The organism is Thermococcus eurythermalis, from assembly GCF_000769655.1.
Classification (GTDB): domain Archaea; phylum Methanobacteriota_B; class Thermococci; order Thermococcales; family Thermococcaceae; genus Thermococcus; species Thermococcus eurythermalis.
Window position 1 is genome coordinate 1,061,857 of the sequence record NZ_CP008887.1, and the last position, 26,709, is coordinate 1,088,565.

A 26,709-nucleotide genomic window follows, 5' to 3' on the forward strand; every position below is an offset into this window, starting at 1 on the left:
GCCGACATTAGAAGGGTGTCGGGAGAAAACCAGACTTTCTCGGGAACATATATTTGCGCCAAAAACTGTGAAAAATAGAGGAAGAGTCAGTAGTCAACCTCTCCCTTCTCCTTGAGCTCTCTGTACATGCGCCAAGTTATTATCGGCTTCTTCGCCGCCAGGACGTCGTCCACGCGCCTAACTGCGGTGTTGTGCGGGGCGCTCTTGACAACCTCTGGGTTGGTGTAGGCCTCCTCGCTTATTCTCTTGAGGGCCTCAACGTACGCGTCTATCTCCTCCCTGCTGACGGTCTCGGTCGGCTCAATCATCAGCGCCTCGTGCACTATGAGCGGGAAGTATATCGTCGGTGCGTGCAGGCCGAAGTCGAGGAGCCTCTTCGCAACGTCCAGGGCCTTAACGCCGGTCTCCCTCTTCATGGGCTCGGCGCTGAAGACGACCTCATGCTTCCTCAGCTCCTTATACGGCAGTTCATAACCCCTCGTCCCCTTGAGCTTCAGGGTGAGGTAGTTTGCGTTGAGAACGGCTACCTCGCTGGCCTCCCTCAGGCCGTCCCTGCCCATTATCTTGAGGTATGTAAGGGCCCTAACCATAACCGCGAAGTTGCCGTAGAGCTCCTTTACCTTGCCTATGCTCTTCGGCACGTTGTAGTCGAGGTAGTAGCGGTCGTTTTCCTCGTCGTAGCTCACGAGCGGAACCGGGAGGTAGTCCTTGAGGAAGTCCTTAACGCCAACGGGCCCGCTTCCAGGACCGCCGCCCCCGTGCGGGGTAGAGAAGGTCTTGTGCAGGTTGAGGTGGACGATGTCGAAGCCCATGTCGCCGGGCCTTATCTTTCCGAGGACGGCGTTGAGGTTGGCCCCGTCGTAGTAGAGCAGACCTCCTGCTTTGTGGACTATCTTCGCAATCTCGAGTATCTCGTCCTCGAAGATGCCGAGGGTGTTCGGGTTGGTGAGCATTAGTCCAGCAGTCCTCTCGCCCACGGCGTTCTCAAGGGCTTCCAAATCAACGGTGCCGTTCTCGTTGGAAGGAATCTCGATGACCTTGAAGCCGGCCATGGCGGCGCTTGCTGGGTTCGTTCCGTGGGCCGAGTCCGGAACGAGCATCTCGTCCCTCTGCGGCTCGCCGTTGTCGAGGTGGTAGGCGCGGATTATCGAAACGCCCGTGAACTCACCGTTCGCACCGGCCGCCGGCTGGAGCGTGAAGCGGTCCATGCCGGTTATCTCCCTGAGCCACTGCTCCAGCTCCCACATTATCTTCAGCGCGCCCTGGACAGTCCTCTCGTCCTGGTAGGGGTGCACGTAGGCGACGCCTGGGTGGGAGGCTATCTCCTCGTTTATCTTGGGGTTGTACTTCATGGTGCACGAGCCGAGCGGATAGATGCCGGAATCGACGCCGTAGTTCATCTCGCTCAGGCGGGTGTAGTGCTTCACGACCTCGGGCTCGCTCAGCTCCGGGAGGTTGAGGGGGCTCCTGCGCCTGAGCTTTTCGGGGATTTCAACTTCTATATCCTCAATCGGTTTGGGGAGGGTGTAGCCGACCCTTCCGGGCCTTGAGAGCTCGAAGATGAGGGGTTCATCCCATTTAGCCTGACGGAACATCTTTACCACCTCACAGCTCCGCCTCGTTTATTATGTCCTTCAGAGCCCCTACGAGGGCCTCAACCCACTCTTTCCTCGTCGTTTCCGTCGCCGCGAAGAGTGCCGTCTCGCCGAGCTCTGGGAAGTGCTTTCCAATGTAGTAGCCGCCGTGGATGTTCCTCTCAAGAAGCCTCTCGTGTATAACATCGTAGGGAACCTCGAACCTCGCAGGCACGTCCTTGAAGTAGAGACCCTCGAACGGGACTTCAGCAACCTCAGAGAGGCGCTTCTTGAGGTAGGTGGTGTTCTTGAGGATGACCTCTCCAAGCTCCCTCAGCCCCTTTGGTCCAAGGCTCGCGAGGTGTATGGCAGATGCAACCGCAACGAGAGCCTCGTTTGAACAGATGTTTGAGGTAGCCTTGGCGCGCCTTATGTGCTGTTCCCTCGTCTGGAGCGTCATGACGAATGCCCTCTTTCCGTCGGCGTCCTTTGTCATTCCGATTATCCTTCCGGGCATCTGGCGAATCAGGTTCTTGTCGTTTCTGATCGCAAAGACTCCAGCCCTCGGCCCGCCGAAGTTCATCGGGTTGCCGAGGTATGCGGCTTCACCAACGGCTATGTCAGCGCCGAGCTCTCCGGGGGCCTCAAAGACTCCGAGCATCGTCGGGTCTGCCCCTACAACGAAGTAGGCTCCGGCTTCCTTGGCTATCTCGCCTATCTCCCTCACGTCTTCCTCGACCAGGCCGAAGAAGTTGGCCATCTCAACGTAGACGCCGGCCGCGTTTTCAACGGCTTCCTTGAGCTTCTCTATGTCAAGCTGTCCCCTTTCGTCCCACGGAACCTCGACTATCTCAAGCCCGGCCCCGCGGGTGTATGTCTCTATAACGGCCTTTTTCTCGGGGCTCATGGCCTTCGGGACAACGAAGCGCTTCCTCTTGCCCCTGTGGAGCCTGACCGTCATCAGGGCGGCCTCGGCTATTGCAGTTCCCCAGTCGTACATGGAGGAGTTGACGACAGGCAGGCCGTAGAGTTCAGCTATCATGCTCTGGTACTCAAAGAGGGCCTGGAGCATTCCCTGGCTTATCTCTGGCTGGTAGGGGGTGTAAGCGGTCAGGAACTCGCTCCTTTCGATGAGGTACTTCACGTGGGCCGGAATGTAGTGGAAGTACGTCCCGGCCCCAAGGAAGCTGGGCATCTCAAGGACGGTCTTGTTCTTTGAGAGGACTTCGTTGAGCTCCGTGAAGACCTCGTACTCACTCTTCCCCTTGGGCAGGTTGAACTCCTTGACCATGCCCTCCGGGACGTCTGAGAAGAGGTCTTCGATGCGCTCAAAGCCTATCTCCTTGAGCATTTCCTCCTTCTGCGGGAGGTTTGGGAGGTAGTGTTTTCCCATACTCATCACCTTCTGAGCTTTAAAATGCTCATTGAAAGTTAGGTCTGGGGGATATATGCTTTGTGCTTGGGATTGGGGGACAGAAGGGGTACGTGCTGACAAAAATAGCTGTGATGAACAATGAAAAGGTAGAAAGGTCAACCGGTAACACCAACGTCCTCGAAGAACTTCTCCATAAGCCCGGCGACGGCCCTTATGTCGTACTGCATGACCTCATAAACCGCCCACTGGACTTTGGTGTACTCCCTTCCGTCGAGGGTCTTGAAGCCGCTCGGTGAGTTCACGTCAAAGTTGGCGTGGAGCTCTATGTTCCTTATAGCCCAGCCGTCCACGTCATCATCGAGCCAGTCGTCCTTGTCCACGTGGGTGTATATGTAGACCGTGTCGCCTGGCACGGTGACGCGGGTGTCTTTAAGCGGGTTCGGGTCCTGGGAGTAACGGGCTATGAGGTTCCAGTTCTTGTCGTAAATCTCGACGTAGCCAAGTGTCTTGAAGTAGGAGTTCTGCATGTCTATGTCCTTGAAGACGAGGGTTATCGAGCTGGCTCCCTTGAACTCCAGCTTGAGGACGCTCTTATCGCCCTTCTTGAGGGTCTTTGTCCAGAAGTAGCTTCCGAGGTGACCGCGCTCGCTCCAGAGGTTGATGTCCTTGCCGGTTGAGTAGAGCATGTAACGCCAGGAGTTGTGGGCTATGAGGTCTGCATAGGCCCAGGCGACGCCGTGGGAAAGGTCCATGTGGCCGTTCTCGTTGTCGGCTATGTATATGTCCGCACCCATGATGAACTTCTGTTTCTCCTGCGGAATCTGCCACCACTTTATCGGCGTGAGGTCGAGGGGAACGCGGTCGTTGAGTATGTCGTCGGCAACGGCGGGGGATACCTCGTTCTCGACGAAGTCGTGGGCTTCTTCTGCATACGTGAACTCATCAAGAGTCTCAAACAGGTGAGGAGTCGTGTGGGCGATGAGCATGCTCATGTCCTCAAGGATGTGGACGGCCCTCCCGAGGTAGAGCATGGCCTCCTCCCTGTTGCCCTGCTTCCAGAGCTGGACAGCCTGCTCGTAGAGCCTCTGGGCCATGTCGGCGCCGGAGCTCTCGCGGTCTCCGAAGAGATCGACGGTTATCAGCTCGGCGTGGTCCATCGGGTCGAGGAAGTGGTACTGGCTCTGGAGCGTGTATATCTTCCCGTTGAACTCAATCTGGCCGCCGCGCCAGTCCTCATCGTAGGCGCCGTAGAGGAGCTTGTCCTGGTACTGCATGAGTATCTTACCGAGCTCGGGGTTGTCATTGTAAACGGCCTCTATGGCTTTGTAGGTCAGCTTCTGGTGGACGTTCATTGGGTTGTCGAGGGTCGGCCCATCGGTCGGCCAGGCGCCTGCGGTTCCGACTCCCAGCAGAACGGCCAGGATAACCAAAGCTGCTTTCAGCCCCCTCATTTTATCCCCTCCATTTTACACCTTTGCAGGCAGATGTGTTGTCTCTCCGGGGTTAATAAGTGTTCCCCCTGCAAAAGCTTTTAGAGGCACCCAGCGATGGCTTTGGGGGGATTATCATGATAATCGCGTTTGACTTCGACGGGACGCTCGTGGACAGCTACTCATGCATTGAAGAGGCATTCAAGAGGGCGCTTGAAAAGCGCTACCGCTGGCTACCAGGGAAAGCGCTGTGGGCTAAACTCCTGACTAAAATCGAGCTCCAGTTTGAGAGGCCGAGCCTTGGGGGCCACAAGAAGACCTACAAGCCACCCTTCTTCCTGAGGACGAAGTTCTTTGAGACGTGGTTCATCGAGAGGGCCAAGCTGAGCAAGCCAATCGACGACGCCCCGGAGCTCCTTAAGAGGCTCAAAGAGGAGGGGCACACCGTCATCTCGTTTTCAGCTGAGGACTTCATAGACGGCATGAAGGTCAAACGCTTAAAGATGGCGGGCATGTACGACCTCTTTGACGACGTCATCGTCTTCGGCAGGGAGATGACGCTCGACGAGGCATTCTGGCTCGTCAGGGAGAAGTACGGGGACGAAACATTCATCTGGGTGGACGACAAGCCCTGGCGCTTCATCGGGAGGGGAGACGAGAACACCGAGTTCGTGTGGTACTACTTCCCATTCACGGCCAGGTTCGTGGAAAAGAACCGCGAAAAGCTCGCGCTGATTCCACACCTCCACGTTATACGGGATTTGTGGAGCCTGTTTGATGTGATTGAGAACGTCCGGAAAGGAAAACGGCTGGAACGGTAAAGTATTTCTATGATGACTTCTTATTATTTTCGGGGGGTGCCGATGGGAAACTTTTTCCAGAGCAAAGCGACGATTTTAGCGTTGCTCGCGTTTGTCGCCATTGTAATCCTCTCAGTAGGCCCCTGGCGTGAGTACCTCGTGGGTACTATACAGCCCCCAGTTCCACAGGTGAGCGAGATATACCTTGGAACGTCTCCCCCTGAGGGAGACTGGCAGTTTGTCGTCAGTGACCAGTTGATAAGCGACTGTGCAGTTGCATACGTTTACAGCTTTGATCAGATGGGAGTTTTGGAGGTCTATGAGCTTGATTCCGGCACGCTAGAGGCCGTGGGCTTTTCCGGGATGGATGTGAACTGCACCGGAAGCGTTGTTCCCGGCTACCTCGCCGTGAACTTCACGAAGGAGCCGGGTATACTCTCCATCGTTGTCTGGGTGAGCAAAACCCCCTCGAGCGGGGCCGATGTCTACTTCACTGGGCTCGGAAGCTGGAAGTTCATAGAAGGCTCTTACAAAGGCTACGTGCCCCCTTCCATGGGGAAGGACTACCTGCTTCTGCCCCGCGAGGACGTTCTGGACATGATAAACGCGACCGGAATTCACTACATTAACCGCTAGATTTCTTGGTATTTACCTAAAACCTGTTTGGCTCCCCTAACAAACCTTAAAAAGAGCCAAGCGAAGCTCCGAGCATGAAGCCAAGACCCCTGCCTGAAAAGGCGTTGCTCCTTGGTAAGAGTCTCATAATAGCCGATGTTCACCTCGGCTACGAAGTAGCGATGGCAAAAGAGGGTTTTTACCTTCCCCGGGTCTTTCATGACGTCGTCGGGAGCTTGAAATCCCTCCTAGAGCGGGAGAAGCCCAAGCGGCTTATCGTGGACGGCGACCTGAAGCACTCATTTATTCCAGAGTGGCGTGAAAGGGCCGAGCTAAAGGCGTTCTTCGATGAGATAAGCCCGCTTGTGGAAGAGGTTGTCCTGGTGAGGGGCAACCACGATGTTGGAGTCCTCTGGCTGAGGGAGCTCGGCGTTGAGGTCGTTGACGAACTCGAACTCAATGGATGGAAGCTTGTCCACGGCCATAAGGTAGTTGAGGGCGAGCGCTTCATAATCGGCCACGAGCACCCCGCGGTGAGGCTGAGGGACGAGGTCGGTGCGGTCATCAAGCTTCCCGCGTTTCTGCTGGGCGAGAAGCTCATCGTCCTCCCCGCTTTCAGCCCCTGGGCCTACGGAAACGACGTCCTCAGGGAAATTGTCTCGCCCTTCCTGGGGTTCTACCGGGGAGATTTTAAGGTCGTGGTGCCCGCTGGCGATGAACTCCTCAGCTTTGGTAGGCTCTCCCGCCTTAGAGAGGTTCTCTCAAGACTCTGACGAAAGGTTTAAACTCCCCAAGGATTACATCCATAGGTGAATGCCAATGGACGTGCTTACGGCCCTCGTGTTTTTTGCATACGCTCCGGCACTCGCGGTGCTCTGGTACTTTTATCATAAGGACAGGTACGAGCCAGAGCCCAAGAGCTACGTCATAATGACCTTCCTGCTCAGTGCAACAGTATCCGTCGGAATTGCGTACGTGCTCGAGAGCGTTCTAACAATCGGGGGTTTAATCAAGCCGATACTCCCCGCAACGGCCTTCTATATGGCACTCGTTGCGGGTGTGGTCGAAGAGCCTGCCAAGGCGCTTGCACTCAGGCTTCCGTACCGGGCAGGGCAGATGGACGGCATCATGGACGGCCTTGTGTATGGTGTCGCCGCGGGCCTGGGCTTCGCAGCCACAGAGAACTTCCTTTACGGCCTTGGCTGGGGTCTGGGGGTAACTCTCGTCAGAGCCTTTCTAACGCCCTTCGCCCACGCTACATGGACGGCAATAATCGGAGTCGGCTACGGCCTCCTAGCGGAAGGCAAAACCTACTCACTGGCCCAGTTCTATGCCCTTGCGATAGTTCTCCACTTTGCCTGGGACTACTTCGCCTTCCTGAGCTTGACCGTCCCGGCGTACAACATAATGCTGATATTCCTTATCCTGGTGAACATCTCAATCATCAGGTACTTCCTCATCCTCGGTGAAGAAGAGGACAGGCAGAAGGCCTGGTACTACCTGTGGAGGAGGGGATGGCGGTGAACGAGGAAAAACTTGAGCAGGCGCTCTTCGAGGCCCGCCCCTACGTTGAGTACTGGTACAGGCTTGAGGCCCTCGTCAGGGAGCTCTGGAATGAGGCGACGGACGAGGAGAACTTCCTTCAGCTCCTTAATGAGGAACTTCAAAGGGCGGAGGAACCGTTTAAGACGGATTTGAAAATTTTCATACAGAAGTTTGAGGCGCTCTGAATTGTGTTCCTGAATGGATTTTTGTTTATAATTTTTCACAAAGGGAACTGGGAGGTTCTGAGATTCTTGATCCGTGGAGAGCTCATTAAGCTGTTCAGGCCTGAGGGGAGTTAGGGAGACTTTCCACTTTTTGCAAACTTTTTTAAGTAGTGTGTAAAATCTGCATACAAAAAGGTATTTAAACCAACTGTCTTATCTACATTAGAAAACAATTGGAGGTAGTTATAATGAGGCGTGCAATCGCCTTCATTGTGATTGCCATTGTAGTGCTGGCAAGCGGATGTATCGGGGACAGCGTTGGTCTCACCGAGGAGAAAGTTCTTGAAGCAATCCAGAGCATAGAGACCGGGAAGTACGACCAAAACTTCTCAGTGAGCATGCAGTTCACAGACCCGGACACCAACAAGGAGATAACTCTCACGATGTCTGGCCGCTCTACCGGTGTTTTCAACAACACTGCCAGGCTGGAGAATGGGACGATGAACCTGACTGCCCATATGATGGGACTGGACGTTGGTATGAACTGGCCTTACATTTTTCTTTTGAAAGCCTCGCCCTTAAGGGCGGGGATGCAGTAAACAACCCAACAAGCCTCCAAACAGGAAAGCAATCTTTTTTAAAGCCCAAAAACCATACCATTCCTTAAAATGAAGCGAACAGTAACAGTAAAACTCCAGCCCCCAAAAGAACAAGCAAAAATCCTCCATCAGTTAGCCGATACTGGAGCTAAAGTCTGGAACCGAGTAAACTACCTGAGAAGACAACAATACTTCCAAGAGCAAATCGTGGACTTCAATTCAACCGAAAAAACCGTTTATGAGGAGTTTAAACGGGAAATTGGCTCAGCCACGGTTCAGCAAATAGCGAGGAAAAATGCTGAAGCCTGGCGTTCGTTCTTCTCACTCCTTCGCAAAAAGTGGAACGGAGAACTACCAGACTGGCTCAAACCAAAACCCCCAAACTATCTCAAAGAAGGCTGGCAGAGAAAACCCCTAATCGTCCTCAGGAACGACCAATACAAAATTGAGGACAATAAACTAATCCTCAAAGGCCTTGGAAAGTTCAGACGCCTCGAAGTCCAGTTTAAGGGGAGAATACACTTGAAGGGCAAGCAAGGACGCTTAGAGATAACCCACGACCCCGTTAGGAGAAAATGGTATGCTCACGTGAGCTTTACAGTCGAGGAAAAACTCGAAGGCGAAGAATGGGTAAGCGTTCCAAGGCAACCTAAAGGAAGCCTTTCGGCAGGAATAGACCTTGGAGTGAACAATCTCATGGCTGTTTACGTGGAGAATGGGGAAAGCTTCCTAGTGAACGGAAGGCCTTTGAAGAGCATTGATTTTTACTGGAGGAAGAAAATCGCCGATTACCAGTCAAAACTCAACAAGTCTGGAGCCAAGACGAGTAGAAGGCTTAAAAGAATGCACGGGAAGGCTAAACTCCAGGCTAAACACTACATTAACACGGCGGTAAGAGGAGCGGTTAAGAAGCTCTACGAGTTGGGCGTTTCCAAAATCGTGGTTGGTTATCCAAAGGGAATCACCAGAAACTCTGATAAGGGCAGTAAGCAGAACTTCCTCCTCTCTCATGTGTGGCGGTTTAATTATGTCATTAAACGTTTAACTGAGGTTGCGGAAGAGTATGGTATTCGGGTTGTGGTTGTTGATGAGGCTTTCACTTCTCAAACTTGCCCCGTTTGCGGGAAGCCTCATGAGGGGGCAAGGGTTGTTCGTGGTTTGTTTAAGTGTCCCGCGACGGGGCTTGTCTTTAACGCGGATTTAGTTGGAGCTTTCAACATTTTAAAGAAGGTTGTGAAAACCATAACCCCGAATCTGGGTGGTCTTTATGCTCAGAGGAGGGGTAACTGGCCGGAGACCCGGCCAGAGGGGTTCTCCGAACCCTCTTTTGGGGTTCGTTTTTGAGAACCCCTCAAACCTCCCTGCCGTTGGCGAGGGGTTAAGCCAAACCCTCGTCCTAGCTGAGGAGGAGGTCAGGTTCCGCCCAGTGAGGAATTGTCCTCGAAGGCTAAGGTCTCCCTCAATGTTGACTACATTCGAAATCTCCTTGAGGTCAAGAACGTCACCATAAAGGAGCTTTCCAGCGGGTATGCCTTCCGCGTGAACGTGACGTTCTGGGAGTTCATGAACGCCACAAACCAGAGTGAATACGTGGACGAGCTTTGGGGCGTGGATGGAGAGAGATTGGTTAACGTCACGACGAAAGCCGGCTGGGTCGAAGTTCACCTGACAAAGGACGGCATGCCGACCCTCATCGAGAAACAATGGAACTCGTGATAACTGTGGGGTGTATGGCGGAGAAACTACAGATATTCACATGACCATTCATGAAACCGTTGCCCTGTGGGGCATCAACGAGCCGATTAAAATAAAAACGCCAGAGGGAATAGAGAACGCGGGGAACTTTAAGAAAATATCCTGGTAAGGGGGCTAAGCCCCCCTCGTGGCCACTATTTTTATTCCTTCCCATTCGGCAACCGTTTCTCCGGCCTTCACCGGCGCCTTGAGTTTTAGATTTGCCAGGAACTTCATGAGCTCGGGAATCTTCTCCTTCGGCACCGGCTCGGCGGTCTTGACGCTCACCGTGGGCAGGGCGCCGCCTTCCACCGGCAAGACACTCATCACTACCCTCTTCGGGTTCGTGACCTCCTGAACCGCCCACTCCTTACCGCGGGGGCACCTGCATCCCTTGACGTCCTTGACCTTCCCGTTCTCCACCTCGACTTCTATTGAACAGCCGAGGGGACAGACGATGCAGGTAAAGCGGTAGGTCGTCATGCCTTCACCACCTCCACGGTGAGCTTCTCGGTGTTTTTGATTTCCTCCGCCTTCAGCTTTATCCTGAGCATCTCCGCCGGCTTGACGACTGGGAGCCTCATCTTCTTGCCTATCTCTGGGACTCTCAGCTCAACGTCCTCCATCGGCTTGGACACGCGCAGGTAGAGGTAGACGTCCCCCTCGCCGCTGAGGTAGTGGGGCGCAAGCAGGCGGACGTTTTCGCCCTTCTCCACTTTAATCCACTTTTTGCTCTCTATTCCCCCCTTCTCGATGAATTCTTTAGCTCCTTCAGCCGCCAGTTCACCCTGCTCCGCGACGTAGTCAACGAGGTCGTTTATCAGGAGCGAGTTCCCGGCAACGAATATCCCCGGGACGCTGGTTTCCAGCCTGTCGTTCACGACCGGTCCGCCCGTTGCGGGGTCAATCTCAACCCCTATCTTCTTCAATTTTTTAACGCTCGGGACGAGACCTGCAGATATTATCAACGTATCCGCCTCAATCCAGAACTCGCTTCCCGGGATTTCGTTGAGGTTTTCGTCGACTTTGACAACCTTTACCCGCTCAACGCGGCCTTTTCCGCGGACTTCCACGACCTTATGGCTCAGGTAGAGTGGAATATCGAAGTCCCTGAGTATCATGACGTTTCTGGCGAGTCCGCCCGGATATGGCATCAGCTCTATGACTGCCTTGACCTTCGCACCTTCGAGGGCAAAGCGGCGCGCCATTATCAGGCCGACGTCTCCGGAGCCGACGATGACGATTTCCTTCCCGGGCAGAACCCCGTAGATGTCCATGAGCATCTGGGCTTCTCCAGCGGTGTAGATTCCCGCAACCCTGTCGCCGGTTATGCCAATCTCGAAGGCGTGCCTTTCCCTCGCTCCCGCCGCATAAATAATGGCCTTAGCCCAGACCTGGTAGACTCCACTCGGTGAGGTGAATATTACAACCTTTTCTAGGTCGGAGTAGTTCTTTATTTCCAGAACCCTCGCGGCCGTTTTATACTCAACGCCCAGCTCGACAAGCTTCCTGGCGAGACGCGAGGCAAACTCAGGCCCGGTCAGCTCCTCCTTGTAGTAGTGAAGCCCGAATCCTGGGTGAATGCACTGGGGGAGTATTCCGCCGAGATAATCATTCTCATCGAGTAAAAGGACGTTAAGGCCGAGCTCCTTAGCCCTCACCGCGGCGGCCATTCCAGCAGGTCCGCCGCCTATTACAACGACGTCGTAGCTCAGCATCGGAATCTGGGGGAACGGCTCCATCATGCTTCCTCCCCCCTGAGAAGGGCCTTGACGTCTCCTATTCCAATCTCGCTTCCCTTACCCTTCAGCGTGACCTTCCACGGCTCGACGCCGTACTCCCTGGCTAGGAGCTGTATTATCTTCGGCCTGCAGAAGCTTCCCTGACAGGTTCCGGTTGTTGCCTTTGTCCTGAACTTGACAGAATCCACGCTCGGTGTTTTAACGCCGATGAACTTCATCCTCTCGATGGCCTCCAGAATGTCCCCCTCGCTGACGTTGTTGCACCTGCAGACGATTTTTCCATAGGCGGGGTTCTTCTTTACGGCCTCGTTCGCCTGCTCTGGTCTCATCATGAAGAAGTGGGTAATCTCCTTCCTGTAGGGGTTCCACTTCTCCTTTTCCTTCAGCTCGATTCCTAAGGAGTTCTCGATTATGCCCGCCACCTCGTGGGCTATCGCAGGGGCGCTCGTCAGGCCGGGTGAGCGTATTCCAGCGACGTTGATGAAGCCCCAGACTTCTTCCTCGGCTTTGATTATGAAGTCCCCTCCAGTCGGCTCGGGCCTCAGACCTGCAAAAGTCCTGATTACCTTGCTTCTTGGGGGCAGCTGCGGCCAGAGCTTCTTGGCCCCCTCCCAGACCTGCTCAAGGCCCTCCTTGGTCGTGGCGAGGTTTTCTTTCTCCTCGGGCGGTAAATCCTGGGCGTTCGGCCCTATCATCAGGTGTCCAGAAATCTCGGTGGTCACGACTATTCCCTTGCTTATCGGCGTCGGCGTCGGGAAGAGGACGCGCTTCGGCCCGGGAACGTCGTCGTCAAAAATCCAGTACTCACCTTTCCTCGGGTGGATTTCGAAGTAGTCTATGCCTGCCATTCTCGCTATTCTGTCCGCGTAAAGACCCGCTGCATTGATAACGATGTCCGCCTCGATGAAGCCGTTGTTTGTTTCAACACCCTTAACCTCGCCGTTCTCGACCTTTATCTCCCTGACCTCGGTCTCAAGGTGGGTCTTGACTCCGTTAGCCACAGCGTTCTCGACGAGAGCTATAACGGCTGGAATCGGCCCAATCTGGCCGACTATCGGAACCCAGAGGGCACCTATTGCTTCCCTCGTGAGGTTAGGCTCCAGGTGGAAGACCTCCTCCCGGTCAACGAGCCTCATCTCGGGGACGCCGTTCTGCCTCCCACGCTCAAGGAGCTTCTCAAGCTCGTCGAAGTCCTCTTCCTTCAAAGCGACTATCAGAGCCCCGTTCCAGACGTGTGGAATCTCAAGTTCCTTAACCCACTGGTGCCAGAGCCTGTTTCCCCTTATGCACAGTTTCGCCCTCATCGGGTACTTCTCGGGGTCATCGTCGTAGCCACCGTGGATTAGAGCCGTGTTGGCCTTGCTCACGCCCCAGCCAACATCGGGGGCCTTCTCTATTAGGTGGACTTCAAGGTTCTCGTATTTACTCAGAACCCTTGCTATGCTCGCACCGCTAATACCCGCGCCTATTATGGCGACTTTCGTCTTCATAATACTCACCTCAATCTTACTTCAGAAACGGTGTTGATGTTTTAAAGCTTTCCTTAACCTTTAGTTTGCTGAAAAAAGCCTGGAAAGGACTTTTTAGGACATTAGGAAAAAGGACAGAGGCGAACAGGAAGCAAATGCATATAGTTGTTCATTCGACTGTCAGACTCCAACTACCTTCGCCCAGCCCATCGCCCTCTTTACTGCCTCTTTCCAGCCGTTGTAAAGTCTCTCTCTGGTCTCTTCGTCCATCCTCGGCTCGAAGACCCTCTCAGCCTTCCACAGTTCCTTTATCTCCTCAAGGCTCTCCCAGTAGTCGACGGCAAGACCTGCCAGATAGGCCGCACCGAGTGCGGTCGTTTCCTTGACGACTGGCCTTACAACGCGCCTGTTAAGTATGTCCGCCTGGAACTGCATGAGGAAGTCGTTCTTGGTTGCTCCCCCATCTACGCGGAGCTCCTTTATGCCCACGAGCTTCTCCATCTCCTCTATGACGTCGCGCGTCAGGTAGGCTATCGCCTCAAGCGTCGCCCTCGCGAGGTGCTCCCTTCCGGTTCCGCGCGTTATGCCGATTATCAGGCCCCTCGCGAACTGGTCCCAGTACGGTGCTCCAAGCCCCACGAAGGCCGGGACGAAGTAAACTCCTTCGTTGCTCTCAAGCTTCTCCGCAAGCTCTTCCGTCTCTGCGGCGTGCTTGATTATCTTTATCCCGTCGCGGAGCCACTGCACTGCCGCGCCTGTAACGAAGACACTCCCCTCGAGGGCGTAGGTAACTTTTCCGTCAAGCCCCCAGGCTATGGTTGTAAGTAGGTTGTCGGAATAGCGGACGGTCTTGCCGGTGTTGACCAGAATGAAGCTCCCCGTCCCGTATGTGGCCTTCACCATCCCAGTCTCAAAGCCAGCCTGGCCGAAGAGCGCCGCCTGCTGGTCGCCGGCGTCTCCGCTCACGGGAATCTCAGCGCCCAAAAGCTCTTTCTTCGTGTAGCCGTAGACCTCGCTTGATTCTCTAATTTCGGGGAGGACTTCTTCGGGAATGTCGAACAGCTCAAGGAGCTCCTCGTCCCAGTCGAGCTTCCTTATGTTGAAGAGCATCGTCCTTGAGGCGTTGGAGTAATCTGTAACGTGCTCGCCAGTAAGGCGGTAGATGAGAAACGTGTCAACGGTTCCAAAGAGAACCTCGCCCCTTTCAGCCTTCTCCCTCAGGCCGGGGACGTTGTCGAGGAGCCACTTCAGCTTGCTGGCCGAGAAGTAGGCGTCCGGCACGAGGCCCGTCTTCTCCTTGATTACATCGCCGTATTCCCTCTTTATCTCTTCCACCATTTCGGCCGTTCTCCTGCACTGCCAGACTATAGCGTTGTAGAGGGGCTTTCCGTTTCTGTCCCACACGATTGTAGTCTCGCGCTGGTTGGTAACACCTATAGCCGCTATCTGGGTCGGTTCGATCTTGGCGTTCTCGATGGCCGTCTTTATCGCTCTGAACTGCGCGTCCCATATCTCCTCCGGGTCGTGCTCCACCCAGCCCGGCTTTGGGTAGTGTTGGGGGAACTCGTACTGGCCCATTCCCATGACGTTGCTCTCCCTGTCAAAAATTATGGCACGGGCAGAGGTGGTTCCCTCGTCAAGTGAGAGGACGTAGCGCTCCATAACACCACCAAAATAAAAGTAAAGCTGGTAGGTATTAACGGTTTCGCCCGCTTTTTTCTGGGTGGTTATATTGATGTCCTCCAGAACTACCTCCTCAGAGTGGCCGCCACTGTCATGCCCGCTACCAGCAGGGCAACCTTTGCGAAGAAGTCTGACAAATCTTTGTAGATGTAGAGGAACGCATCAGGAGTGCTGGTTACGACTTCAATGCATGCAAACCGATTTCTGGCCATGTCCCTCCGAATGGTGTTGTTGAGGCCTTCGATGTACTCTTTTACCTCCTCTCTCTCGTCACTTGGGAGCAGGGGAAGGTATTTCAGTAGCGTTTGAATTGTGCCGTTGAGCCTCTGCATCTCTTCGGGCGGTGTGCGGAAGGCTGATGGGTCAATCTCTATAGCTGATATCTCCCACCCTCTTCCCTCGAACTCCTTCAGTAACTCCTTGTAATTGTCGAATGGGGCCGAAACGCTTATCCTGACGGTATAGTCCTCCCACTCCACTGAGGTGATTGAGGAGTTCTTTTGCTCCACCGTCATTATGAACCATGGGATGTCCTCAGGTTTGAAATCTGCAGAAACACCCGCCATTATCATGCCGCACTCCCCGCCCGTCGAGTTCAGGGCGAGTACCTGTTTGAACACCTGTTCCTTTTCCTGGATATGCCGTTCATCTTTAATGTATTCTCCCACGAAAAGGGCTCCCAGCACCAGCAGGACTAAGAAACCCACGAGGACGATTTTATCCCCTCTGATGTTGAGTAGAACTCCAATGAGGCTCAGCACAGCGACGCCGGCCCATACTGCCGCGAAGGGGCGCTTAAATGCCACCATCACGTCCGGGGCGAGAACGGTGATGCGGGCGAGCGTCCAGTTGCCGGTGGGTGCAGGGTCGTGTTCGGCATACTCAAAAAACGGCTCCAGCTTTGCGTAGTCCTCCGTCCCGGCGGTGATGTTTTTGAGGCGGAGCGCCGCCGAGTGAAGGGGGCTGTTCTGACCCAGGTCGTGTGCCTCAACGACTCCACAGCCGTAGGGGATTTCTTCATAGAAGCTTTTCCAGTCTTTCACTGCTATCCAGGTCTTAAAGTATCCGGGCCTCGAAAAACCGTAGTCGTGGGGGTACGTGAGCGTCCAGTTCACCACGTGGTGGTAGTATGATGGAGTATTTACGAGGCACTCAATGTAGGCGCTCCCCGAAGGGTGCTCCTCGAAAACGTGGAAGTTGCTGTTAACGAATTCCGTGGCGGGGGGCGAGTATGAGTACTCCGGAATCAAAAATGAAGCGAGCAAAAGCGCTGCTATAACCCCGAGCGGGCAGACTTCCCGTTTCATGGTATCCCCGTGGGTTGTAAAAAGTAAAACTTTAAAAAGTTTCACCTAAGTCCAATGCTGTGGAGATACTTAATCACGCCTTCAACGTCGTTCGCTATGACCACCTCGAAGAGGCCCTTCAGCCTTGCGAGGTTGTCGTCTTTGTAGAAGAGCTCATCGTTCTCCGTCCACAGGACAACTTTAAGGCCGAGAGAGCGGGCCCATTTAATCGCCTGAACCGTCTTCTCGAAGCCGATTATGGGGATTGCTTCCATCGGGACGTTTATTGACCAGAGGTTCAGCTCCCCCTTAAGCTTTGGAATCATCGGGACGACGTCTTCTCTGTCTATGAGAAGGCCCATGACGGTGTCCCTGTCGAATTTGCGGTAATCCCTAAGTGCATCAATCTCAAACGAAGAGATCATGACCTGCTCCGGGTTGTTCTCGCTGACAATCCGGGCGACCTCTCTCGCGGCCTCCTTGTCCTTAAGCTCGATGTTGACCAGTGCGTCCTTCGGGAGAACCTCGAAAACTTCCTCAAGGGTAGGAATTCTCTCGCCGCCGCCAATGTCCGCCCTCTTCAGCTCTTCAAGGGTCATGTCCTTCTGCCTTCCCGTTATGTTGCTCGTCCTGTCTATGGTCTCGTCGTGCATGACGATGACCCTTCCGTCCCGGGTCAGCCAGACGTCGAGCTCTATTCCATCTGCCCCTGCTTCAATTGCCTTTCTAAAGGCCAGAAGGCTGTTCTCGGGGTATTTGCCGATAAAACCCCTGTGGCCGAGAACTATCACTCTATCCCGCTCCCACATATCAGGTCGCCTCAGTCCAGGTGAGTCGGGAGAATATAAACCTTTTCAGCCTCAGCGGGTCGTCTGAGATTACCGCGTTTGCGAGCCCAATAACTCTGGGGACTATCTCAATCTCGTTCATCATGTAGTTCCAGAGCCACACCTCACTGTTTTTCCGGTAGAGGTTGAGGAGGGCAACGAACCCCTCAAGACCGAGGTATTCAACGAGGTCAAGCGGGACGTGGACGGAGTACACCCCCGCGCGGAGGCTTCTGACCAGACCCATTGCATTTGTTATTGAAAACCCAACTCGACAGTCCGGACACTCCCTATGGATAATGGGAACCCATTCCCAGACGTCCGTCGAGATAACTGTCCTTTCAAGCATCTTTTTCCGCTCAAGGGAATCGATGAGGGGGATTAGAGCGTCCAGGTCTTTAAGGTCGGCGTTTATCAGGCCGGGCCGCAGTTTTAGAATCTTCCCCACGGTTGGGATAAGCCTTCCCCGTGGGTGGAGCCTTGTAAGCTCCCGGTACGTCAGGGACTTGACTATGTATTTTATTCCCCCGACCTGAAACTCTCCATCGTGTATTGCCACCAGTTTTCCATCTGCCGTAACCCTTACATCAAATTCAATGCCGTCGCAGTGCCTGAGGGCCCTCTTAAAGGCGGGGAGAGTGTTCTCAAGCGGCCCCTTTAGACCCCTGTGTCCAAGGACGATAGGCCTTTCACTGTCCATATCTGTCACCTCTCCCGGCGTTCGAAAATGGTCTCACAAGTCTTAAAAGTTTCATCCGTGTATTTTTCCGTTAGCATGGCCTGTAATTGAAAACGGGGGTGTGTAAGTTGGAATTTAAGTATCGCAGGATATTCCTCCTCGGCTTCGGTTTCTTCGGTATAAGCATAATATGGTCCCTGTACAACGCATACATACCGATTTTCCTGCAGGACACCTTCAAAATGAGCAGGACTGTGACGGGCTTCGTAATGACGATAGACAACCTCTTTGCGGTTCTGCTGTTGCCGTTTCTGGGGGCGCTGAGCGACAAAACGCGGACGCGCTTGGGCCGCAGGAAGCCGTATATCTTGATGGGTGCTCCTTCCGCCGCCCTGATGTTCGCCCTCATTCCGGTGGCAAGGGCGTATGAAAACCTCGCCCTCTTTATGGGAACTATAATCCTGATGAACTTCTTCATGGCACTCTTCCGCTCGCCGGTCATAGCGTTCATGCCGGACATAACCCCGAGCGAGAAGCGTTCACAGGCGAACGGCATCATCAACTTCATGGGTGGTGTAGGTGCCTTGCTGGCCTACTTCGGCGGCAAGGTGCTCTACGACATGAACTACGCCTACCCGTTCTTTGTAGGCGCGGCCATAATGCTCCTCGCAAACTTGCTCGTCGTCCTCTTCGTGCCGGAACCCGAGGAGTACCGCGTCTCGGGTGAAAAAATCAGCCTGCGGAAGCTCCTTTCCGAAACTTCCAAGAAGAGCTTTGGCGAGCTGAAGGAAAACCTCAAGGACGTTTTTGCCAGCCACGAGAAAAGCCTGTTCTTCATGCTGCTCTCCATATTCTTCTGGTTCGTCGCCTTCAACTCCGTGGAGACGTTCTTCACGAGCTACGCGAAGTACCACCTCGGCATCGAGGAGAGCACCGGCGCCTTCATGATGGGCGTCGTTTCACTCAGCTTCATGCTCTTTGCCATTCCCGCTGGTCTTCTAGGCGGCCGTGTGGGGAGGAAAAAGACCATCACGGCAGGGCTGATTATTGTGGGTGCCGCCATGCTGGGGGCCTACCTCCTCGGGGAGACTTCAAAACCTGGAAGTAGTGCCTTGACGGACCCGGTGGTGCTGAAGTTCATGGTTCTCTTTTTCTTTGGTGGCATTGGATGGGCGATGGTCAACGTCAATTCCCTTCCAATGGTTGTGGACATGACGACCGAAGAGAAGCTTGGAGGTTACACGGGCCTCTACTACTTCTTCAGCCAGGCGGCTAACTTAGTTGCTCCCCCGCTGGCAGGGGCATTCCTCGACGTGATAGGGTACAAGACTCTCCTGCCGTTCGCGGTGGCATTCTTCCTGATGGCGACGATAACGATGCAGTTCGTTAAGCGTGGAGACATCGTCAGGTACAAGGGCGATGCGCTGGACTATGTACCGGATATGGATTGATTGAGTGTCTCTGGTTTTGATTTCATTTTATGCCATATTAACCTTGAAAACTCAAATGGGGGTGGATACAATGGAAAGGAGAAAGTTTGACTGGGGCGTGGTTCTCGGTCTTGCCCTCTTAGGGTTCAGCAGGAGCATGGGGTGGGCACTCAACAAGGGATTCTCGTTTCCTCTACTCTCCGACTACACGAGCTCTGCCTTTGTGAAGGGAAGCATTCTGGCGCTTGAAGGGGTTATAGGGTTGATAGTCCCCCCTCTCCTCGGCTATTACAGCGATACCCTCCGCTCAAAACATGGACGGAGGAGGCCCTTCATATTCGTCGGCGGAGTCCTAGCCGCTATCGCGACGCTGATGATATGGACGGCCTACAAGATTGGGGCTCCCCTATGGGCCTTTGCCCTCACGCTGGGCTTCCTGTACCTCTCGCTCCACCTCTACACCGCGCAGTTCAGGGCGTTGATGCCTGACACAATTGAGAGCGGTCAGCGCGGGAAGGCGAGCGGGGTAATAACCCTCCTCGAGTGGGCCGGCAACCTCTTCCTCTTTGGTCTTGGTGGTTTTATGGTCGCAAAGTACGGGAAGGACCACATCGGCCCCTTCGGTCTGACTGCCATCTTCCTGTTCCTCGCGGCGGTTTTCGTCTATTACAGGGTCAGGGAGCCGGAGGCCCCAGAGATAAAGGGCAACGAGAGCCTGTCCGAGTACGTGAAGAGTATATTCGCCACGAAGGACTTTCTCAAGTTCTACACGGCTCAAATTCTCTGGTGGATGAGCTTCGAGTTCATAGCAATATTCCTCTACGGCATAATAGCCTTCATCCTCAAGGGCGCAGCCACCAAGGAAAACATTGACGCGGTTACCTCGATGGGCCTCTACCTCATGGCGCTGTTCAACGTGGCCGTGCTCGTTGGTTCTCTGCCCGGAGGATACATCTACGACAGGGTCGGCAGGAGGCTGAGCATAATCATCGGAGGCCTCATATTCGCCCTCCCCCAGCTCTGGGGCTGGTTTATTCATACTGAGACCCAGATTTATGCGGCACTGTTGATAGCGGGCGTTGGCTGGGGTGCCCTGATAGCGGCCTCCTATCCGGTCGTCGGCGACCTGCTCACCAAGTTCGAGAAGGAGGCCTTCACGGGCCGCTACTACGGCGTCTACGAGGCCACCAAGTCAATTCCCGTGCTCCTCGCGGGAACAATTGGCGGGGCCATCGTTGACCTGGCCGGCGGCAACTACAGGATCCTCTTCCCGCTGGGAGCGTTCTTGGTGCTCCTCGCGATGCCGTTAATATGGAGCATGAAGGAGCTTGAGGTGAGGAAAGAATGATGCTGTGGCTTATCCTTTTTATTCTCCTGGCCTTCCTGACGTTCTCTGCCTTTGTGGGCTACAAGATGGTCAAGCCGCCGCGCTTTGTCGGCGACTGGACGCCCAGAGACCTCGGCTACGACTACGAAGATGTCACCATTGAGACGAGGGACGGGCTCAAGCTCAGCGGCTGGTGGATTCCAAACGGCGACAAGACGGTTATCCCCCTTCACGGCTACACGAGGAGCAGGTGGGACGAGGTATACATGAGGCAGACCATCGAGTTCCTGCTTAACGAAGGCTACAGCGTCCTTGTCTTTGACTTCCGCGCCCACGGAAAGAGCGAGGGCAACTACACGACGGTCGGGGAGAAGGAGCTTATTGACGTCATCTCCGCCATAGACTGGCTGAAGAAGCACCACCCGGAGAATGCGGAAAAGATAGGGCTCGTCGGCTTCTCGATGGGGGCAGTCGTCACGATAAGGGCACTCGCAGAGGACGAGAGGATTGCCTGCGGCGTAGCCGATTCACCGCCCATCTACCTCGACAAGACCGGGGCGAGGGGCCTGAAGTACTTCGCGAACCTTCCTGAGTGGCTCTACCACTTCGTCAAGCCCTTCACGAAGCTATTCACCGGCGGAAAGGAGCTCAACATGGTCGAGTATGCCCACAGGGTGAAAAAGCCCCTGCTCCTCATAGCTGGCGAGAAAGACCCGCTCGTCAGGCCGGAAGAGGTCAGGGAGTTCTACGAACGGAACAAGAAGGTGAACCCGAACGTCGAGCTCTGGGTCACCGATGCGCCACACGTCAGGACTTTGAAGCTCCACCCGGAGGAGTGGAAGGCGAGGGTGGAGGACTTCCTCAGCAGACATCTTTAGAAACCTTTTTACGCCGCCTTTCTTTTCCCTTTCTGATGAGGAGGTTGGTTGCCCTTGCGACGCTGTTTCTGGTTCTGGTGTCTTCGAGCTCCCTATCCAGCCCGGCCTACGTCCCTTCCTTCGGGCGCTTCGCAATTCTCATTCACGATGTCAGCCCGGCCTATCTGCCCCAGCTGAGGGAGATAACGGCAGTCATTGACGAGTACGGCCTCCAGAACCAGACCTATCTCTTTGTAATCCCGAACCACGGCGGGAAAATGCCCATATGTGAGCACCCGGAGTTCGTGGAGTTCATTTCCGGGCTCAGGGCTAAGGGCTACCACGTCGAGCTCCACGGGTACGACCACATCGGGGACGAGTTTGACTGTGGCGCTGATATGGCCAGGAGAAAGCTTGAGCTAGGCCTGAAGGCCCTCTCATACCTCAACGCCACGCCCGAATACTTCATCGCCCCCCGCTACTCCCTGTCGGGCGGTGCGCTTGAAGTTTTGCTGGACTACAACCTAACTGTTATAGGGGAGGACTTCATAACCTTCCCGGACGGCACCTCAAGCCCCGTGCTCAACAGGGAGTACACGTGGTACCTCCCGGAGTTTCTCCTTGGATACAACCTGGAAAGCGCCAAGTCCTCATACCTCCACACCGAGGGGACTTTCTTTCTCTCGGTTCACCCTGGGGCCGTGAACAACAAAGCAGGAATGGAGTTCCTGAGGGAGTTTTTTGGGTTTGTAACGACCCATGAAAAACAGACTTCCGGAAGTGGCCTCGGCTAACCCTCTTTTCCTCACCGTTCAGCGTGGCTAACGCTCGTCATCGGCCAGAGGAATTTTGAGGGAACCTTTTAAAAAGCAACCGCCGAGAACGGGTGGGGGATGAAGAGCGTTTACCGGTCTGAGTCGCTACCAAATGATGAGACTGGCACTGGCCGACCCCATCTCAATGTTGGGCCCTTCTGCCCGTTAATGGAGAAAGCCCACTACATCGGGCGGGAATTTTGAAAATGATATAAGAAGAGCAGATAATCCAATCAAAGCTTGATGGGGGCACCGAAGGCCCTGTCTCCAGCGTCCCCAAGACCAGGTAAGATGTAGCCCTTGTCGTTCAGCTCCCTGTCAACCTTTGCCACGAACATCTCGACCTCTGGGTGGGCCTTTTTTACCCTCTCTATCCCCTCGGGGGCCGCCAGAACGCCGACGACAACAAGCCTCTTCGGCTTCCCGTAGCGCTTGACTTCATCAATGACCTTTATCAGCGTCGAGCCCGTCGCTATCATCGGATCCGCTATTATTACGGTGTCCTCGGGCCTTATCTCCGGAATCTTGACGTAGTTCATCTCAATCTCGAACTTTGGGGCCTTTCCGCGGGAAGCAGAGACTATGCCGACGCGCGCGTGGTCGAGCACCTTGATGAGGCCTTCCATAAGCGGTATGGCTGCGCGGAGGACTGTTATTATGACGACGTTGCGCCTGTCCCTGACGATTACGCCCTCGGTTTCCTCCAGCGGGGTCTTGACGGGAACCCTCTCGGTTTCCATCGTTTTCGTCAGCTCGTAGGCCATGTAGCGGCCGAGCTTGACGAGACCTTTCCTGAAGGCTATCGGCCCTGTCCTCTCGTCCCTGAGCTCCGTCAGAATCTCCATGATGAAGGGGCTGTCCTCGAAGGAGTAAACACCTTCCCACCTTTCAGCCTTCATGTTCTCACCGAAACCCGTTCGGCGAGGGGTTTATTAGCCTTCCGCCTGATAACCTGAACTAGTTTTGTCCCCAGTTTTTGCCTCCTTTTCGATTATGGATTTCATCCAGCTGCCGCGGAGGAACCAAGCGAGCGCTATGACCGCCGCCACAAAGTTGCTCATACCCATGCCGAAGAAAACGCCCTTGCTAGTGTAGCCAAAGAGCTCTGCAAGCGGTATGGATATTCCAAGTATCGTGATGCCCCTTATGTAGCCGAAGGCATAGCTCAGCGGTATCCTGAGGCCCCACAGGCGGAGTATGCCGAGGAGCATGCTCTTCTTAGTGTGGCCAGCTGAGCTGAACGTCCTGTTCACGACTATGAAGATGCCGTTGAAGAAGGGCACCGAGATGAGGAAGTACTCCAGGACGATTTTGCTCTCGGCTATGACCTTCGGGTCGTCGAGGAAGACTCTGAAGATTGGGACGCGGAAGATTCCAATTATCAGAACCGCCAGGCTCGCTATTGCGAAGTTGACGAGCATCGTCCTCTCGGCTATCTTCTTCGCCCTCTCAAACTTCCCTGCCCCAACGTTCTGGGCTATCATCGTCCCCATTGCCATGCTTATACCCCTCGATATGCCGGTCAGGAAGTTCACGAGGCGGGTGGTTATGGTGTAGGCGGCGTAGGTAACGTCGCCGAAGCCGAAGATAATCCTTGTGAGTATCACAAATCCAAAGCTGTTTGCGGACTGGCCTATACTCGATGGGAGGCCGACCCTGAAGAGCTTTCCGTAAAATTCGAAGTCGGGCTTGAGGCTCTCAATGCTCAGGCTTATCCCAACGCGGTCTGTGAAGAGGAGGTAGAGTCCGATGGCCGCTCCGACAACGTTGGCTATAACCGTCGCCAGCGCCGCCCCGGCCACGCCGAGCTCAGGAAAGCCCAGCCAGCCGAAGATGAAGAGGGGGTCCAGGATTATGTTTATCATCACTGTGAGGAGCGTTATCTTGACGGGCGTCTTTGTGTCGCCCGTGGCCCTCATGAGGGCACCAAAGGCCATGAACGCGAAGGAGAACGGCAGTCCAAGGAAAACTATGGTGGCATAGGTTAGGGAGTAGGGGTAGACGTTCTCGCTCACGCGCATGAAGCGGAGGGCGTAGGGGAGAATCAGAAGGGCCACTATGGCTGTGGCGACCGAGAAGAACGTCATGAGGGAGTAGAGTGCCCCTGCCGAGCGGTTCGCCTTCTCGTATTCGCCCGCCCCGATGTACTGCCCGACGAACGCAAATCCGGCCGTCGCAAAGCCCATGCCCAGCGCCATGAGCGTCCCGATTATGGGCCACGTGACGCCCGGAGCGGACAGGGCTTCCCTGCCCAGCTTTCCAAGCCAGAAGGTATCGGTTATGTTGTAGAGCACCTGGACGAGGTTGTTGACTATTAACGGGCCCGCGAGAACCAGGAGGGTCTTCTCTATCGGGCCGTTAAGTATCTGCTCTCTCATTCTCTGGATTTTCTCGCTCATCTTCGCTCAGACCGCAGTCGAAACGCTGTTATAAAAAGTTTATGATTTTTCTGGACGACAGACCGTATCCAGGAACTCTCTCAGAAATTCGAGCCCGCCCCCGTAGTTGATTACCCCCGGGTGGACTGACAGGTAGAAAGGAATTCCTTCCTCAATGGCCTTTCTGTAGTCGTGGAGGGCAACTGAGAGCCTGCCCTCGACTTCATTCCGCTCTATGTACCAGGTGTACTCCCGGTTCCATATCCTCTGCCTGGTTCCGTTGGGGAAGATGAGCCAGTCGGGCGTGACGACGGTGAGGTTGTGCTCCAGAATTGCCTTGAGGGACTCGTTGTTGAGCGCCCACGCTGGCGGGAGGAAAAGTGTAAGGTTGCCAAAGCCCAGCGAGGTCATCATGGCCGTTGCGTTGTCGAGCTTCTCTTTCGCAGTCTCATAGGAGCAGTTGAACTCGTGGTAGGTGTGCCCGTACCCGTGGAGCTCCACCCTATAGCCTCTCATCTGGAGCTCGTGCAGGTATTCCACAAAATCTGGGTGGTTTCTTAGGCTCCACTCGTCACCGTAGTGGTCGGGGTCAAAGACGGGGATTACAAAGAGAACAGTCCTGTTGGAGTAGTTGTACTCATCAAGAACGGCTACGATCTCTCTCAGGTCATCGAAGTAGTACGGAGTAACGTCGTGGACAAAAACTAACGGGGGCTCTGGGCTGTTCTTTTGTTTCTCTTCCTTCTCCTCAGTCATTGATTCATGGATACCCTCATTTTGGGGTCGGGGGTGAGAAACCTCTTTGATCTGGGGTGAGATATTCGGGGGGCTCCGAAGAATGCTCCCCACGATGATTCCCAAAAGTCCTATGGTCACAAGCACGAGACCGAGGCGCCGGATTTCCAAGCAATCCACCCGATAATCTTTTGCACATGTGTGATAAAAAGTTTACCCTTATGAAGGGGGTTCCTCTTCGATTATCGCCTTCATCCAGCTGCCCCTGAGGAACCAGGCCAGCGCAACGAGGGCACCAAGGATATTGCTCAGACCCATTCCAAGCCACATTCCAGCAGTATCCCTCATGATGACTCCAAGCCCGTAGCTCAGCGGGAGCCTGAGCACCCACAGGCGGAACATGTCGAGTATCATACTCTTTTTGGTGTGTCCCGCGCTCCTGAAGACGTTCTCCACAGCGGCGAAGATTCCGAAGAACGGGAGCGATATTGAGAAGTACTTCACGACCTTGGCGCTCTCGGCTATTATTGCCGGGTCGTTGATGAAGAACCTGAAAATCTGAACGCGGAAAAAGACGAAGAGGAGTGTCCCAACGCCAAGGATTGTGAAGTTTATTGCCATGGTTTTTTCCGCGACTTCCTTGGCCCTCTGGTAGAGCCTCGCGCCGACGGCCTGGCCGACCATCGTTCCCATCGCCATGCTTATTCCATCTGAGAACGCGAACATGAAGTTGGTAAGCCTGTTGGTTATCGAGTAGGTAGCGAAGGCAATGTCCTCAAAGTTCTCAATGCCGTGTGTCTGGCCGTAGAGCTCTCCTATGGTGAAGATTATCCTCGTGAGGATTACAAAGCCAAAGGCCGTTGTTGATGAGCCTATGCTTGACGGTATGCCGACGCGGAAGATTCTGGAGTAGAACGGCCAGTCCGGCTTGAGGTTGTGGGGTGTAAGGTGTATCCCGACCTTTCCACTGAAGAGGAGATAGCCACCCACGAGGGAGCCGAGACTGTTGGATAGCATCGTTGCAACAGCCGCTCCGACAACGCCGAGCTCCGGGAACGGCCCCCAGCCGAAGATAAAGAACGGGTCAAGGACGAGGTTGAGGAGGACTGTTCCTATGTTTATCTTGACCGGCGTTTTGGTGTCGCCTATCGCCCTGAGGAGGAAGTTGAATGCAAAGAGCGTGAACGAGAAGGGTATCCCTGCGAAGATAATGCGGGTGTACTTTAGGGCATAGGGGTAAACAGTATCGCTAACGTTCATGAACCTGAGGAGATACGGGGCTGAGATGACACCGAACACCCCCACTCCAATTGCAAAGAACATCATGAGTGAATAGAGAGCTCCAGCGGCGCGGTTGGCCTTTTTGTAGTCCCCGGCCCCAACGTACTGGCTCACGAAAGCGAAGCCGGCAGTTGCGAAACCCATTCCGATAGACATGAAGAACCACACCAGCGGCCACGCCGTCCCCGGTGCCGCCAGCTCTTCCCTGCCGAGCTTACCGAGCCAGAACGTATCGGTGAGGTTGTAAAGAACCTGGACGAGCTGGTTTATTATTATGGGGTATGCTAACACGAGGAGCGTTTTCACTATCGGCCCGTTGAGAATCTGCTCGCGCATTCTCTGAATTTTCTCGCCGTCCATGGGC

Annotated in this window: 25 protein-coding genes and 1 pseudogene; 12 read left to right on the plus strand and 14 right to left on the minus strand. The window is 54.6% G+C overall.

Annotation, left to right across the window (positions count from 1 at the left end; translation table 11 throughout):
• Nucleotides 1–86: 86 nt before the first annotated feature.
• From gcvPB to TEU_RS05745, 3 genes are all read right to left on the minus strand, one after another.
• Entirely contained in the window at nucleotides 87–1,595 is a 1,509-nt protein-coding gene (gcvPB, locus tag TEU_RS05735) for an aminomethyl-transferring glycine dehydrogenase subunit GcvPB (RefSeq protein ID WP_050002862.1), read from the minus strand.
• A 10-nt stretch (nucleotides 1,596–1,605) separates the two neighbouring features.
• Nucleotides 1,606–2,967: an aminomethyl-transferring glycine dehydrogenase subunit GcvPA gene (gene gcvPA / locus TEU_RS05740; RefSeq protein ID WP_050002863.1), complete on the minus strand. Its 1,362-nt coding sequence runs from the start codon at nucleotides 2,965–2,967 to the stop codon at nucleotides 1,606–1,608.
• Nucleotides 2,968–3,104: 137 nt separating this feature from the next.
• Nucleotides 3,105–4,400 carry a phospholipase C gene (locus TEU_RS05745; RefSeq protein ID WP_050002864.1) on the minus strand — a complete coding sequence of 432 codons (1,296 nt, stop codon included), beginning with the start codon at nucleotides 4,398–4,400 and terminating at the stop codon, nucleotides 3,105–3,107.
• Between the two features lie 116 nt (nucleotides 4,401–4,516).
• Between TEU_RS05745 and TEU_RS05750 the strand changes: the two genes are divergently transcribed.
• From TEU_RS05750 to TEU_RS11880, 8 genes and pseudogenes are all read left to right on the plus strand, one after another.
• Nucleotides 4,517–5,200 (plus strand): HAD family hydrolase, encoded by a 684-nt coding sequence (locus TEU_RS05750; protein ID WP_050002865.1) that lies wholly within the window; start codon nucleotides 4,517–4,519, stop codon nucleotides 5,198–5,200.
• A gap of 42 nt (nucleotides 5,201–5,242) precedes the next feature.
• A complete protein-coding gene (locus TEU_RS05755) occupies nucleotides 5,243–5,815 on the plus strand; it encodes a hypothetical protein (RefSeq protein WP_050002866.1) in 573 nt (190 codons plus the stop codon).
• A gap of 74 nt (nucleotides 5,816–5,889) precedes the next feature.
• Complete coding sequence (locus TEU_RS05760; protein WP_050002867.1) at nucleotides 5,890–6,567, plus strand: metallophosphoesterase; 678 nt, start codon at nucleotides 5,890–5,892, stop codon at nucleotides 6,565–6,567.
• A gap of 46 nt (nucleotides 6,568–6,613) precedes the next feature.
• On the plus strand, nucleotides 6,614–7,318 hold the full coding sequence (locus TEU_RS05765; protein ID WP_050002868.1) for a PrsW family intramembrane metalloprotease: 705 nt from the start codon (nucleotides 6,614–6,616) through the stop codon (nucleotides 7,316–7,318).
• Nucleotides 7,309–7,524: a hypothetical protein gene (locus TEU_RS05770; RefSeq protein WP_050002869.1), complete on the plus strand. Its 216-nt coding sequence runs from the start codon at nucleotides 7,309–7,311 to the stop codon at nucleotides 7,522–7,524. Before TEU_RS05765 ends, TEU_RS05770 begins: the two co-directional genes overlap by 10 nt.
• Before the next feature lie 227 nt (nucleotides 7,525–7,751).
• A complete protein-coding gene (locus tag TEU_RS05775) occupies nucleotides 7,752–8,102 on the plus strand; it encodes a hypothetical protein (RefSeq protein WP_227738657.1) in 351 nt (116 codons plus the stop codon).
• A gap of 69 nt (nucleotides 8,103–8,171) precedes the next feature.
• A pseudogene (locus tag TEU_RS05780) lies at nucleotides 8,172–9,484 on the plus strand (RNA-guided endonuclease InsQ/TnpB family protein).
• A 52-nt stretch (nucleotides 9,485–9,536) separates the two neighbouring features.
• Nucleotides 9,537–9,818 (plus strand): hypothetical protein, encoded by a 282-nt coding sequence (locus TEU_RS11880; protein ID WP_050002871.1) that lies wholly within the window; start codon nucleotides 9,537–9,539, stop codon nucleotides 9,816–9,818.
• A gap of 153 nt (nucleotides 9,819–9,971) precedes the next feature.
• Here TEU_RS11880 and TEU_RS05790 read toward each other — a convergent pair whose 3' ends face one another.
• The 7 genes from TEU_RS05790 to TEU_RS05820 form a co-directional block, all read right to left on the minus strand.
• Nucleotides 9,972–10,319: a DUF1667 domain-containing protein gene (locus tag TEU_RS05790; RefSeq protein WP_050002872.1), complete on the minus strand. Its 348-nt coding sequence runs from the start codon at nucleotides 10,317–10,319 to the stop codon at nucleotides 9,972–9,974.
• Nucleotides 10,316–11,578, minus strand: a complete 1,263-nt coding sequence (locus TEU_RS05795) for an NAD(P)/FAD-dependent oxidoreductase (RefSeq protein ID WP_227738778.1) — start codon at nucleotides 11,576–11,578, stop codon at nucleotides 10,316–10,318. The genes TEU_RS05790 and TEU_RS05795 overlap by 4 nt, the downstream gene beginning before the upstream one ends.
• Nucleotides 11,578–13,068 carry an NAD(P)/FAD-dependent oxidoreductase gene (locus TEU_RS05800; RefSeq protein WP_050002873.1) on the minus strand — a complete coding sequence of 497 codons (1,491 nt, stop codon included), beginning with the start codon at nucleotides 13,066–13,068 and terminating at the stop codon, nucleotides 11,578–11,580. The genes TEU_RS05795 and TEU_RS05800 overlap by 1 nt, the downstream gene beginning before the upstream one ends.
• 159 nt (nucleotides 13,069–13,227) lie before the next feature.
• Nucleotides 13,228–14,709, minus strand: a complete 1,482-nt coding sequence (gene glpK, locus TEU_RS05805) for a glycerol kinase GlpK (RefSeq protein ID WP_050002874.1) — start codon at nucleotides 14,707–14,709, stop codon at nucleotides 13,228–13,230.
• Between the two features lie 86 nt (nucleotides 14,710–14,795).
• Nucleotides 14,796–16,037 carry a hypothetical protein gene (locus tag TEU_RS05810; RefSeq protein ID WP_050002875.1) on the minus strand — a complete coding sequence of 414 codons (1,242 nt, stop codon included), beginning with the start codon at nucleotides 16,035–16,037 and terminating at the stop codon, nucleotides 14,796–14,798.
• Nucleotides 16,038–16,078: 41 nt separating this feature from the next.
• Nucleotides 16,079–16,825, minus strand: coding sequence for a glycerophosphodiester phosphodiesterase family protein (locus TEU_RS05815; RefSeq protein WP_050002876.1), 747 nt, complete (start codon nucleotides 16,823–16,825; stop codon nucleotides 16,079–16,081).
• A gap of 1 nt (nucleotide 16,826) precedes the next feature.
• Complete coding sequence (locus TEU_RS05820; protein ID WP_050002877.1) at nucleotides 16,827–17,543, minus strand: glycerophosphodiester phosphodiesterase family protein; 717 nt, start codon at nucleotides 17,541–17,543, stop codon at nucleotides 16,827–16,829.
• A gap of 107 nt (nucleotides 17,544–17,650) precedes the next feature.
• Here TEU_RS05820 and TEU_RS05825 point away from each other — a divergent pair, with 107 nt between their 5' ends.
• From TEU_RS05825 to TEU_RS05840, 4 genes are all read left to right on the plus strand, one after another.
• Nucleotides 17,651–18,973 carry an SLC45 family MFS transporter gene (locus tag TEU_RS05825; RefSeq protein WP_050002878.1) on the plus strand — a complete coding sequence of 441 codons (1,323 nt, stop codon included), beginning with the start codon at nucleotides 17,651–17,653 and terminating at the stop codon, nucleotides 18,971–18,973.
• Between the two features lie 70 nt (nucleotides 18,974–19,043).
• Nucleotides 19,044–20,300: an MFS transporter gene (locus TEU_RS05830; protein WP_050002879.1), complete on the plus strand. Its 1,257-nt coding sequence runs from the start codon at nucleotides 19,044–19,046 to the stop codon at nucleotides 20,298–20,300.
• The gene (locus tag TEU_RS05835; RefSeq protein WP_174412695.1) at nucleotides 20,297–21,157 is read left to right on the plus strand and encodes an alpha/beta hydrolase; all 861 of its coding nucleotides are present in this window, start codon (nucleotides 20,297–20,299) and stop codon (nucleotides 21,155–21,157) included. The genes TEU_RS05830 and TEU_RS05835 overlap by 4 nt, the downstream gene beginning before the upstream one ends.
• Before the next feature lie 35 nt (nucleotides 21,158–21,192).
• Nucleotides 21,193–21,930, plus strand: coding sequence for a DUF2334 domain-containing protein (locus TEU_RS05840; RefSeq protein ID WP_050002880.1), 738 nt, complete (start codon nucleotides 21,193–21,195; stop codon nucleotides 21,928–21,930).
• A gap of 254 nt (nucleotides 21,931–22,184) precedes the next feature.
• On the opposite strand, the gene upp is transcribed toward TEU_RS05840, so the two are convergent.
• From upp to TEU_RS05860, 4 genes are all read right to left on the minus strand, one after another.
• Nucleotides 22,185–22,850, minus strand: coding sequence for a uracil phosphoribosyltransferase (gene upp / locus TEU_RS05845; protein WP_050002881.1), 666 nt, complete (start codon nucleotides 22,848–22,850; stop codon nucleotides 22,185–22,187).
• 33 nt (nucleotides 22,851–22,883) lie between these two features.
• The gene (locus TEU_RS05850; protein ID WP_050002882.1) at nucleotides 22,884–24,350 is read right to left on the minus strand and encodes an MATE family efflux transporter; all 1,467 of its coding nucleotides are present in this window, start codon (nucleotides 24,348–24,350) and stop codon (nucleotides 22,884–22,886) included.
• A gap of 39 nt (nucleotides 24,351–24,389) precedes the next feature.
• On the minus strand, nucleotides 24,390–25,085 hold the full coding sequence (locus TEU_RS05855) for a DUF2334 domain-containing protein (RefSeq protein ID WP_227738659.1): 696 nt from the start codon (nucleotides 25,083–25,085) through the stop codon (nucleotides 24,390–24,392).
• A 198-nt stretch (nucleotides 25,086–25,283) separates the two neighbouring features.
• A complete protein-coding gene (locus TEU_RS05860; RefSeq protein ID WP_050002884.1) occupies nucleotides 25,284–26,705 on the minus strand; it encodes an MATE family efflux transporter in 1,422 nt (473 codons plus the stop codon).
• Nucleotides 26,706–26,709: the final 4 nt, after the last annotated feature.

Bases quoted from the DNA above. Each gene is read 5' to 3' on its own strand.
- gcvPB (WP_050002862.1), bottom strand. From the start codon at position 1,595: ATGTTCCGTCAGGCTAAATGGGATGAACCCCTCATCTTCGAGCTCTCA.
- gcvPA (WP_050002863.1), bottom strand. From the start codon at position 2,967: ATGGGAAAACACTACCTCCCAAACCTCCCGCAGAAGGAGGAAATGCTC.
- TEU_RS05745 (WP_050002864.1), bottom strand. From the start codon at position 4,400: ATGAGGGGGCTGAAAGCAGCTTTGGTTATCCTGGCCGTTCTGCTGGGA.
- TEU_RS05750 (WP_050002865.1), top strand. From the start codon at position 4,517: ATGATAATCGCGTTTGACTTCGACGGGACGCTCGTGGACAGCTACTCA.
- TEU_RS05755 (WP_050002866.1), top strand. From the start codon at position 5,243: ATGGGAAACTTTTTCCAGAGCAAAGCGACGATTTTAGCGTTGCTCGCG.
- TEU_RS05760 (WP_050002867.1), top strand. From the start codon at position 5,890: ATGAAGCCAAGACCCCTGCCTGAAAAGGCGTTGCTCCTTGGTAAGAGT.
- TEU_RS05765 (WP_050002868.1), top strand. From the start codon at position 6,614: ATGGACGTGCTTACGGCCCTCGTGTTTTTTGCATACGCTCCGGCACTC.
- TEU_RS05770 (WP_050002869.1), top strand. From the start codon at position 7,309: ATGGCGGTGAACGAGGAAAAACTTGAGCAGGCGCTCTTCGAGGCCCGC.
- TEU_RS05775 (WP_227738657.1), top strand. From the start codon at position 7,752: ATGAGGCGTGCAATCGCCTTCATTGTGATTGCCATTGTAGTGCTGGCA.
- TEU_RS05790 (WP_050002872.1), bottom strand. From the start codon at position 10,319: ATGACGACCTACCGCTTTACCTGCATCGTCTGTCCCCTCGGCTGTTCA.
- TEU_RS05795 (WP_227738778.1), bottom strand. From the start codon at position 11,578: ATGGAGCCGTTCCCCCAGATTCCGATGCTGAGCTACGACGTCGTTGTA.
- TEU_RS05800 (WP_050002873.1), bottom strand. From the start codon at position 13,068: ATGAAGACGAAAGTCGCCATAATAGGCGCGGGTATTAGCGGTGCGAGC.
- glpK (WP_050002874.1), bottom strand. From the start codon at position 14,709: ATGGAGCGCTACGTCCTCTCACTTGACGAGGGAACCACCTCTGCCCGT.
- TEU_RS05810 (WP_050002875.1), bottom strand. From the start codon at position 16,037: ATGAAACGGGAAGTCTGCCCGCTCGGGGTTATAGCAGCGCTTTTGCTC.
- TEU_RS05815 (WP_050002876.1), bottom strand. From the start codon at position 16,825: ATGTGGGAGCGGGATAGAGTGATAGTTCTCGGCCACAGGGGTTTTATC.
- TEU_RS05820 (WP_050002877.1), bottom strand. From the start codon at position 17,543: ATGGACAGTGAAAGGCCTATCGTCCTTGGACACAGGGGTCTAAAGGGG.
- TEU_RS05830 (WP_050002879.1), top strand. From the start codon at position 19,044: ATGGAAAGGAGAAAGTTTGACTGGGGCGTGGTTCTCGGTCTTGCCCTC.
- TEU_RS05835 (WP_174412695.1), top strand. From the start codon at position 20,297: ATGATGCTGTGGCTTATCCTTTTTATTCTCCTGGCCTTCCTGACGTTC.
- TEU_RS05840 (WP_050002880.1), top strand. From the start codon at position 21,193: ATGAGGAGGTTGGTTGCCCTTGCGACGCTGTTTCTGGTTCTGGTGTCT.
- upp (WP_050002881.1), bottom strand. From the start codon at position 22,850: ATGAAGGCTGAAAGGTGGGAAGGTGTTTACTCCTTCGAGGACAGCCCC.
- TEU_RS05850 (WP_050002882.1), bottom strand. From the start codon at position 24,350: ATGAGCGAGAAAATCCAGAGAATGAGAGAGCAGATACTTAACGGCCCG.
- TEU_RS05855 (WP_227738659.1), bottom strand. From the start codon at position 25,085: ATGACTGAGGAGAAGGAAGAGAAACAAAAGAACAGCCCAGAGCCCCCG.
- TEU_RS05860 (WP_050002884.1), bottom strand. From the start codon at position 26,705: ATGGACGGCGAGAAAATTCAGAGAATGCGCGAGCAGATTCTCAACGGG.